Source organism: Mesorhizobium sp. M4B.F.Ca.ET.017.02.2.1 (genome assembly GCF_003998955.1).
GTDB lineage: Bacteria > Pseudomonadota > Alphaproteobacteria > Rhizobiales > Rhizobiaceae > Mesorhizobium > Mesorhizobium abyssinicae.
In genome coordinates this window covers 1-9277 of record NZ_RZOF01000197.1, presented here as the reverse complement: position 1 = coordinate 9277, position 9277 = coordinate 1, and the positions used below count along the sequence as shown (strand labels likewise).

At 64.4% G+C, this 9277-nt stretch carries 6 protein-coding genes; 1 reads left to right on the top strand and 5 read right to left on the bottom strand.

What is annotated here, in order from left to right; all coding sequences use genetic code 11:
• Window positions 1-3285 (bottom strand): Ig-like domain-containing protein (locus EN738_RS21545; protein WP_210214086.1); only part of this gene is annotated, 3285 nt, incomplete at its 3' end.
• A gap of 324 nt (window positions 3286-3609) precedes the next feature.
• Here EN738_RS21545 and EN738_RS21540 point away from each other — a divergent pair.
• Window positions 3610-4599, top strand: coding sequence for a transglutaminase-like cysteine peptidase (locus tag EN738_RS21540; protein ID WP_127285478.1), 990 nt, complete (start codon window positions 3610-3612; stop codon window positions 4597-4599).
• Between the two features lie 17 nt (window positions 4600-4616).
• Here EN738_RS21540 and EN738_RS21535 read toward each other — a convergent pair whose 3' ends face one another.
• From EN738_RS21535 to EN738_RS21520, 4 genes are all read right to left on the bottom strand, one after another.
• Entirely contained in the window at window positions 4617-5255 is a 639-nt protein-coding gene (locus EN738_RS21535; RefSeq protein ID WP_245494600.1) for a ribbon-helix-helix domain-containing protein, read from the bottom strand.
• A complete protein-coding gene (locus tag EN738_RS21530) occupies window positions 5245-6534 on the bottom strand; it encodes an HlyD family type I secretion periplasmic adaptor subunit (RefSeq protein ID WP_127285477.1) in 1290 nt (429 codons plus the stop codon). The genes EN738_RS21535 and EN738_RS21530 overlap by 11 nt, the downstream gene beginning before the upstream one ends.
• A 14-nt stretch (window positions 6535-6548) precedes the next feature.
• The gene (locus EN738_RS21525) at window positions 6549-8681 is read right to left on the bottom strand and encodes a type I secretion system permease/ATPase (RefSeq protein ID WP_127285476.1); all 2133 of its coding nucleotides are present in this window, start codon (window positions 8679-8681) and stop codon (window positions 6549-6551) included.
• 29 nt (window positions 8682-8710) lie between these two features.
• Window positions 8711-9277, bottom strand: a 567-nt coding sequence (locus EN738_RS21520; RefSeq protein ID WP_189605914.1) for a TolC family protein, incomplete at its 5' end; no start/stop codon positions are given.

The following is a 9277-nucleotide window of genomic DNA, read 5'->3' as shown; positions in this document are numbered from 1 at the left end:
CACGTCGTCGACGATGTCGACCAGGATGGTGCCGGTGGTTGTGTTGCCGTGTGCGTCGGTCACCGTATAGGTGAAGCTGTCCTTGTCCTGTTCGGTGGTGATGCCGTTGTTGAGGGTCGCGCCGTCATAGGTATGGGTCAGCGTGTAGGTGTAGGTGCCGTCTGCATTGAGCACCAGGTTGCCGTAGCTGCCGGTGGCCGATGAGTTGAGCGTATAGGTATAGGGCCCCGTGCCGCCGGCCGGCGTGATGGCGCCGTTGAATATCTCGCTGTTGCCGGCCGCGTCGCTGCCCGCCGGCAGGCCCTTCTCATAGACCAGCGCGTCGGTGTCGGAGGCGGTCACCGTGACGTTGTTGACGGTGATGTCCAGCGTCACCGTCGAGGTGTCGCCGTCGCCATCGGTGATGGTGTAGACGAAGTGGTCGACCGCGTTGGTGGTCACCGCGTTGGGATTGGCCGTGTAGGTGTAGGTGCCGTTGGCGTTGAGCACCAGCGTGCCGTACTGGCCCGCGATCCCGGCGCCGCCGAGATTGCCGCTCACCGGGTTGGAGACGTTCGAGCCGGTGGCCACGCCGGTCACCGCGCCGCCGGGCGCCGCGCCGTCGGCGCCGAGCACGTCAGGCGTTCCGTCGCTCAGCACATTGCCCGAGACCTGCGCGCCTTCCGAGACGCTGTTGGTGTTGGCATAGGCCGTCGGCACGTCGTCGACGATGTCGACCAGGATGGTGCCGGTGGTTGTGTTGCCGTGTGCGTCGGTCACCGTATAGGTGAAGCTGTCCTTGTCCTGTTCGGGGGTGATGCCGTTGTTGAGGGTCGCGCCGTCATAGGTATGGGTCAGCGTGTAGGTGTAGGTGCCGTCTGCATTGAGCACCAGGTTGCCGTAGCTGCCGGTGGCCGATGAGTTGAGCGTATAGGTATAGGGCCCCGTGCCGCCGGCCGGCGTGATGGCGCCGTTGAATATCTCGCTGTTGCCGGCCGCGTCGCTGCCCGCCGGCAGGCCCTTCTCATAGACCAGCGCGTCGGTGTCGGAGGCGGTCACCGTGACGTTGTTGACGGTGATGTCCAGCGTCACCGTCGAGGTGTCGCCGTCGCCATCGGTGATGGTGTAGACGAAGTGGTCGACCGCGTTGGTGGTCACCGCGTTGGGATTGGCCGTGTAGGTGTAGGTGCCGTTGGCGTTGAGCACCAGCGTGCCGTACTGGCCCGCGATCCCGGCGCCGCCGAGATTGCCGCTCACCGGGTTGGAGACGTTCGAGCCGGTGGCCACGCCGGTCACCGCGCCGCCGGGCGCCGCGCCGTCGGCGCCGAGCACGTCAGGTGTTCCGTCGCTCAGCACATTGCCCGAGACCTGCGCGCCTTCCGAGACGCTGTTGGTGTTGGCATAGGCCGATGGCACGTCGTCGACGATGTTGGCGGAGAGCGTGCCATTGGTGCTCTGGCCGTCCATGTCGGTCAGCGTGACCGTGAAGTTCTCGAACAGGCTGTTGGTGCTCTGCCCGGTGGCATGCGCCTCGTTGTCGTTGAGCGTGTAGGTATAGCTGACCACGCCGGTGCCGGCGTTGTAGCCGGTCACCGTCAGCGTGTTGCCGAGCGCGGTCGTGAACGAGCCGCCGGTGAAGGTGCCGTTGGTGATGAAGGCGTGGCCGTCGATCGCCAGCGAGGCGATGCCGTCGGGCGAATTGATGTTGAAGGTGCCCGCGCCCGTCTCAGCCGCGCTTGCCGGATCGGATCCGGGACCGCCCGGCGTGCCGACGTTCAGCGCCGCTTCATTGACGATCACGTCGCCGCCATTGGCCTCCGGCGTCAGATTGGAGATCTCCGGCGTCGAGTTGCCGATCGAGATCGTCAGCGTCGTGTGCGAGGTGTCGCCGTCGCCGTCCTTGATCGTGTAGGTGAAGACGTCGTTGACGCCGCCGGGCGTGCCGGCGTCGCGCACATAGGTGTAGGAGCCGTCGGCGTGCAGCGTCAGCTTGCCGTATTCGCCCTGGATCGGCGTATTGAGCGTGCCCGTGTTGTCCAGATCGGCATTGGTCGTGCCCTTGGCGACGCCCACAACCGTCGCGCCATCGGCGCCCTGGACGTCGGCAACGCCGTCCGTCGTGTTGGTGTCGGCGGCGTCGGTTCCGCCGGTGAGCACATTGCCGGTCGCCGGACCGAACTGGCCGGCCGCGATGCTGTCGGTGTCGGCGACCGCCGTCGGCACGTCGTCGATGATCGCGACGGCAAAGGTGGTGCTGGCCGTATCGCCGTCGACATCCGTGACGGTGATGCTGAAATTGTCCGGAACCGTATCGTTGGGATCGTATGCGTTGGTGTGATCGGGATGGGTGACCGACTCGGTCACCGTGTAATTGTATTCGATGGCACCGGTGACCGGGTTGAAGGACACGATCGTGATGTAGCCGAACTGACCCTGGATCTGCTGCCCGACGCCACTGACCGTGACGCCGTTGATGACGATCGACCCGATTCCGTCAGGCGCGTCGACGGTGATCGTGCCGATGCTCGACGTTTCGGCGTTGCTCGGCGCGTCGCTGCCGGGCGACTGCGACGGACCGCCGTTAATGCCGGTTTCGCTGGCTGCCTCGTCGGGGGTGAGCAGCGACACCGCCACCACCGAAACGCCTCTGTCCACGACATTGGGGAAGAGTTCGCGCCGCTCGAGCTGGCCGAACTGCAGGGCCGTCGGCGGCAGCAGAGCCGACAGGCCGAAGCCGTCGCCGATGCCGCCGGGGGGAACGGAGAAGTTTCCGCCCGCGCTGTTCGGCGAACCATTCCCGGATCCGGCCGACATCGAGCCGTCGGCGCCGAAGGCGACGTCGACATGGCTTGCTTCCAGCGCCGCGATCAGGGCGACGCGCGGCACCTCGACATCGCCGAGGATGAAGGTCGGCACGTTGAGGGCGCCGTCCTTGATGACGATCTGCGACCCGTCGGGCTGCACGAGCACGAGGTTGTGGCCATCGACCTTGATGTTGTCGATCGAGACATTGGCCGGAAGCCTGACGACGTTGCCGGCATCGGCCACATAGTCATGCGCCGCGCCCGCCGGTGCGTTTGCCGCTGCCGCGCCTGCTGCGGGCGGCTTGGCCGCCGGCGCTTCGGGCTGCACCGGTGCGCCGCTGCCGACGTCGACCGGCACCGGATCCGCCGGCGCGGCCTGCCCCGTCGAGGCTGCCTGCGCGACCTGGATCTCCTGCGCCGGTGTCAGTCCGGCATGTTCGCTGGATGCTCCATGTGCGTCAAAGGAACCTGAAACGTTGTCCAAATCGATATTGGTCGTCATGGCTTGAAACCCCTCCGGTATTTCCCGGAAAGAGACAGGGACGACCTTGTCTTTGCAACCGTCTCTCAATCTGCTTCATATACGCGAATATACGGACTTTTGTATTTTTTACGCATGGTAAACCTTCGAGGTATAACCTGATATGCATGCCGTCTTCTGGAGCCAGCTTGGTCGGCGACGGGCGGCGGGGTTTCATAAATATAAGTATAAATAAGAATAAAATTTTAGATAAAGTAGCTAAAACAGATTTCGCTAAATTTATCCACCTTCATTTCCAATAATTTGAGACGGGATTGATAGCGTCCACAGTCAAAGGTGGGCGTCATGAAAACACAAAAGATCGTCCTGGGGAACGCCGGGCTCAAGATTCTCCTGCTGGCAATGGGGCTCTCCAGCCTGCCGCTGCCGGCATCGGCGAGCGCCATGCCGGGTGATTCGGCCTCGCCCGCCGCGCCGCTCGAAGGGCTCCGGGCGCCGCTCAGCCTGGGCGGTGTTTCGCTGGCCAGATACCAGCCCTGGCAGCCCGCCGCGTCATACCGGATCGAAATGATCTCCGCCGCCTACAGCTTCGCCGAGGTCGACCGCTCGGCGGCCTCGTCGGCGGCGCAAGCCGATGCCGGCATCGACCCGATACAGACGGCCGCGATCATTCCGGGTGTGTTCGGCTCGGTCGCCCTGTCGATGCGCAACTTTCCGGTCGCGGCGCGCTGGGCGCCCGTCTACAAGGCGATCGTCGGCTGTGCGGCCGACACCGGCTGCGAGCGCAAGAACGCCGCCTTTGCCGCGATCGTCGATGCCGCCAAGGCAAAGGGGTTCAGCGACAGGCTGGCCTTCGTCAACACCAGCATCAACCGCCTGATCGCCTACCGCAAGGACAGTGTCGTCTACGGCAAGATGGACTATTGGGCGAAGCCCTCGGAAATCCTCGAGCGCCGGGCCGGCGATTGCGAGGATTTTGCCATTCTCAAGATGACGGCGCTGCTCGAGGCGGGCATTCCGGCGCAGAGCATGTCGCTGGTCGTCCTCCAGGACCGCAAGCGGAAATTCTTCCACGCCGTGCTATCGGTGAGCACTGCCAGCGGCGCCTTCATCCTCGACAGTCTGGGCAACGCCGTCAGGCGCGACAGCGACCTGCCCGATTATGTCCCGCTCTATTCCTTCAGCATGGACCGGGCCTGGATCCATGGCTCAAGGACCGGCGGCGCCGAGATGGCCGACATCAAGGGCGGCTTTGCCACCGTTGCCCCCGGCGAGGGCCTGGAGCCGGCGATGGTATCCAGGGACTCAGCCCCGGCCCGCATGGGCCCGCGCTGAGCAGTCTGCTCAGGCGGTCAGCCGTTGAAGACGAAAGCCATCAGCAATTCCGGCTCCGCCACCGGCGCGCGCACCACGTTGAGCTGGCCCCGGTAGCGCCGCTCGCCGACGCCGATGACGAAGCCGGTGTTGACCGGCGTCTCGCCATTCGCCTCGAGCCTGGCGAAGATATCGGCCACGTTGAGGTCGAGTGCCAGCTTCAGGTCATGCCGCGCATCGTCGTTCGGCGCCGTCGGCAGCTGGCGCTTGACCAGTTGCTGGAACGGCGCGTTGAAGGTCAGGATCTTCTTCGACGAGGACAGCGCGAAGGCCGGCGACGGGCAGGCGACCAGTATGGCGGTGATCGTCCTGATCGAGGCGAGCTTGCGCAGGCTCAGGGTTTCGTCAGCCATTCCGCGCATGCAGGCAACCCTGATCGCCGATGTCAGGTTGCCTTGTTCGGCATGGGCGATCTCGTCGACCAGCATGCCGATGGTGCATTTGCGGCTTTCGGCCATTTGCTTGAGCGTCACCCAGAAGGCGCGCTCGAGGCGGATGCCGCGGCGCACGCCGCCGCGCGCCACGACGCGGAATTCCGGCCCGAAATCCTCGGCCGTCAGCGGCAGGAGCAGCCGCTCGCCCTGGTGGGGGACGGCAGGTATGATGCTATCGCTCACTCATAGCCTCCTCGCGCGCCTTGTTGATCGGCTTCAAGAGATAGGTCAGGATCGTCTTGCGCCCGGTCTTGATGTCGACCGAGCAGATCATGCCGGGGATGATCGAATAGGCCTTGCCGTCCCTTTGCAGCGTCGACTTCTCCGTCGCGACCCGCACCTGGTAGTAGGGTTCGCCGGTCTTCTGATCGACCAGGCTGTCGGCGGTGATGTTCGAGACCTTTCCCTCTATGCCGCCGAAGATCGAGAAGTCGTAGGCCGTGACCTTGATCAGCGCTTCCTGGTCGGGCCGGATGAAGGCGACGTCGCGCGGCGAGACCCGGGCTTCGACCAGCAGGGTTTCCGAGGTCGGCACGATGCCGGCCACCACCGCGCCCGGCTGGACGAAGGCGCCGACGGTGTTCAGGTCCAGCGTGTTGACGATGCCGTCCACCGGCGAGCGGATATCGGTGCGCGCCACCTTGTCGGTGGCGCCGCGAATGGTTTCTTCGACGACTGAAAGATCGGCCAGTGCCTGGGTGAGGTCGTCCAGAGCTTCCTGCTGAAGCTGCAGGCCGAGCTCGTCCACCTGCAGCTGCGCTTCGGTGATCGCCGCCTTGGCCTTCTTGATGGTCTCGCCGGCGAGATTGAGCTGGCCGTTGAGCTCGGTCTGCTCGCGCTCGACGCGGAGCTGCTCGGTCTTGGCCATCAGGCCCTTCTTGACCATGGATTCGACCAGCTTCGCCTCCTGGTCGCTGACGACCAGGTTTTTCGACAGGCGGTCGAAATTGGCGGTCGCCTCGTCCAGTTCCTTCTCGCGCTGTTCGAGGCGGGACTTGAGCACCGACAGCTTGTTGTCGAAATTGCCGCGCCGGGCGACGAGCAGCTTCTGCTCATTGTCGCAGATTTCCGGGGCGACCGACTGGATATCGGCCGGGCACGGGAAGGGACCCGAAATGTTGCCGCCCTGCTCGTATTTGAGCCTGGCGATGCGTGCCTGCAGCGCGCGCGCCTTGGCCTGCTGTTCGCCAAGGCTGGAGGTGTTCATCGTATTGTCGAGGCGAATGATGAGGTCGTTCTTCTTGACGACCTGGCCGATCTTGACGGCGATCTCCTGGACCACGCCGGCCTCGCTGGCCTGGATGATCTGGGTCTTGGAGGCGGGTATGACCTTGCCGTCGCCGCGCGCGATCTCGTCGACTTCGGCGAACGAGGCCCAGCCGACGAAAGCGACGAACAGCGCCGCTATGATGTATATCGATGCCGACGCGAAAAACGGCGGACGATCTTCTCTTGCAAGCATCTACCCAGTCCCAATCAGGCGCTCGACTTCTGCAGCGCCTGGATGACTTGTTCCTTCGACCCGTCGGCGACGATCTTGCCCTGGTCGATGACAATGAGGCGGTCGGCGAGCTCCAGCATGCTGAAGCGGTGGGTCGACACGATCAGTGTCGTATTCCGCTCGAAAGCCACTTTGAGCTGCTTGATCAGCTGCCGTTCCGAGGCAAGGTCCATCGACCCCGACGGTTCGTCGAGAAAGACGATCTTCGGCTTGGTCAGCAGCAGGCGCGCGATCGCCACCGCTTGCCTCTGGCCGCCCGACAGATTGGTGCCGCGCTCGCCGACATTCATGTCGTAGCCGCGCGGATGACGGGAAACGAATTCGTCGACGCCGGCGGCCTTGGCGGCCTCGATGATCTCCTCGTCGCTCGCCTCCGGCGCCGCCATCAGAAGGTTTTCCTTGATGGTGCCCGAAAACAGGTCGCCGGCCTGGGCGACGATCCCGACCGCGGCGCGCACCTCCGAGGGGTGGTATTGGCGAATGTCGATGCCGTCGACGAGCAGCTCTCCCGAGGTCGGCAGGAAAAGCCGGCCGATCAGGCGTCCCATCGTCGTCTTGCCCGAACCGATGCGGCCGATAATGCCGACCCGCTCGCCCGGCTTGATCGAGATATTCAGCCCGCTCAGAACCTCGGTATCGGAGCCGGGATAGACGAAGCCGACATTCTTGAACATCATCGCGCCGCTGCGGATCGGGCGGTTGACGAAGCCCACCGTATCCGGCCGGTCCTCCGGCTGCGCCATGATCGAGTTGATGATCCGGAGCGACAGCATGGCCTGGCGGAATCGGGAGAGCGTGATGGCGATCTGGCCGAGCGGCGCCACCGCCCGGCTCGCCAGCATGACCGTGCCGATGATCGCGCCCGTCGAGACATAGCCCTCGGAGAAGGCATAGGCGCCGGCCACGACCAGGGCGACGGTCACCAGCTGCTGGATGGAGCCGGTGATGTTGCCGGCGGCGGCCGAAAGCTGCTTGATCTTCTCCGAGGTGTTGGCGGCGTTCTTCGAATGCTCGCCCCATTTGCGCAGCAGATAGGCCTCGGCGCGCAGCGACTTGATCGTCTCCAGCGTCGAAATGGACTCGACCAGCAGCGCCTGGCGCTGCGCGGCCTCGTTCATCGAGGCGGCGACGCGCTTGCCGATCCGGCGCTGCGTCACCAGGCCGACGATGACGGAGATCACGAAGGCCAGCGCCGGGATGATCACCAGCCAGCCGCCGATGGCGTAGATGACCAGCAGGAAGACGAAGACGAAGACGGTGTCGATGAAGACGCTGATGGTGTTGGAGGTGAAGAACTCGCGCACGAATTCATACTGGGTGACGCGGTTTGCGTATTCGCCGGTTGAACCGGGACGCGCCGACAGCGAGGAGTTCAGCACCTTCTCGAACAAAAGATAGGATATCCTCAGGTCCGCCTTGCGCCCGGCATAGTCGATCAGCGAGGCGCGCGCCGTCTTCAAAAGCAGGTCGAACAGGATGACGGCGGCGATGCCGAGCGCCAGCACCCAGAGCGTCGCGACGGCCTTGTTCGGCAGGATCCTGTCGTAGACGTTCATGGTGAAGATCGGAGAGGCGATGGCCAGCACGTTGATGAAGACCGCCGACAGCACGACCTTCGAATAGGTGCGCCAGAACGCGCCCATGGTTCCGGTAAGCCAGTGCCGCCTTTCGATCTTCGCCGCCGAGCCGACCTTCATCGCCTCGGTGGTGTTGGCATAGGTGATCGAGAACGACGCGCCGCCGCTGATGTAGCTTTCGGCCAGCTCGGACTTGCTGATCGTGGTGCGTCCGTTTTCCTGCGGCGCGGTGAGATAGTCGCCGCTGTCGATTTCCGCCAGCAGCGCGACCGGCAACTGGCTGACGCGAAACACGATCGCCGGCAGGTCGATGCGTCCACGCATGAAGTCGCGATGGTTGAACTCGCTGACCTCCAGGCCGATGCGTTCGGCAAGATGCCTGATATCGCCGACCTCGATGCGCGACTCCGCGATCGGAACCCCGGCAAACAGCACGGTTTCCGCGCTCGGCCTGCCGAGATACGCCGCAATCGCCGAGAAGCAGGCCTTGAAAGCCTCCTTGGGCGACAGGATATTGGGCTGCTGATTCACGATCCGCCCCGAAGGACCAGCGATCGATGTTACATCGGCTGCTTCTTCCTCACCGGCGCGAGGATGTCGAACGGCAGATCGTTCTTCTGCTCCGACGGGGTCCGCGCATAGGTTTCGGTATCGGCGGTTTCCGGCACGCCGAACTCGGTTCGGGCATAGGCCGTCGACTGCTTCGCCGGCTGGATGTTCATCGTCTTCAGCAGCTCACCTGTCGCCGCCAGCAGCCGGTACTGGGCGAAAAGCGAGGCATAGGACGCTGTGTCCGCCAGCGTCGCCGTGTTGAAGCGCGTGTTCTGCGCATCGAGCACGTCGAGCAGCGATCTCTGGCCTACCTTGAACTGCTCGCGATAGGACCCGACCAGCCTTTCGTTGGCGGCGGCCTGCTGCTTCAGGGTCTTCGCCAGATCGGCTTGCCGGAAGCGGCGGTCCCAGGAGGGGCGGACCGCTTCCTCGATCTCGCGCAGGACCTGATGCAGGGCAAGGCGCTGCTCGCTGGTGCGGCGGATCTGCTCCTGCTCGTTGGCCTTGTCGATGCCGCCGCGATAGAGGTTCCAGCGCAGCACCACCCGCGCCTGCAGGTCGGTGGTGTCGCCATC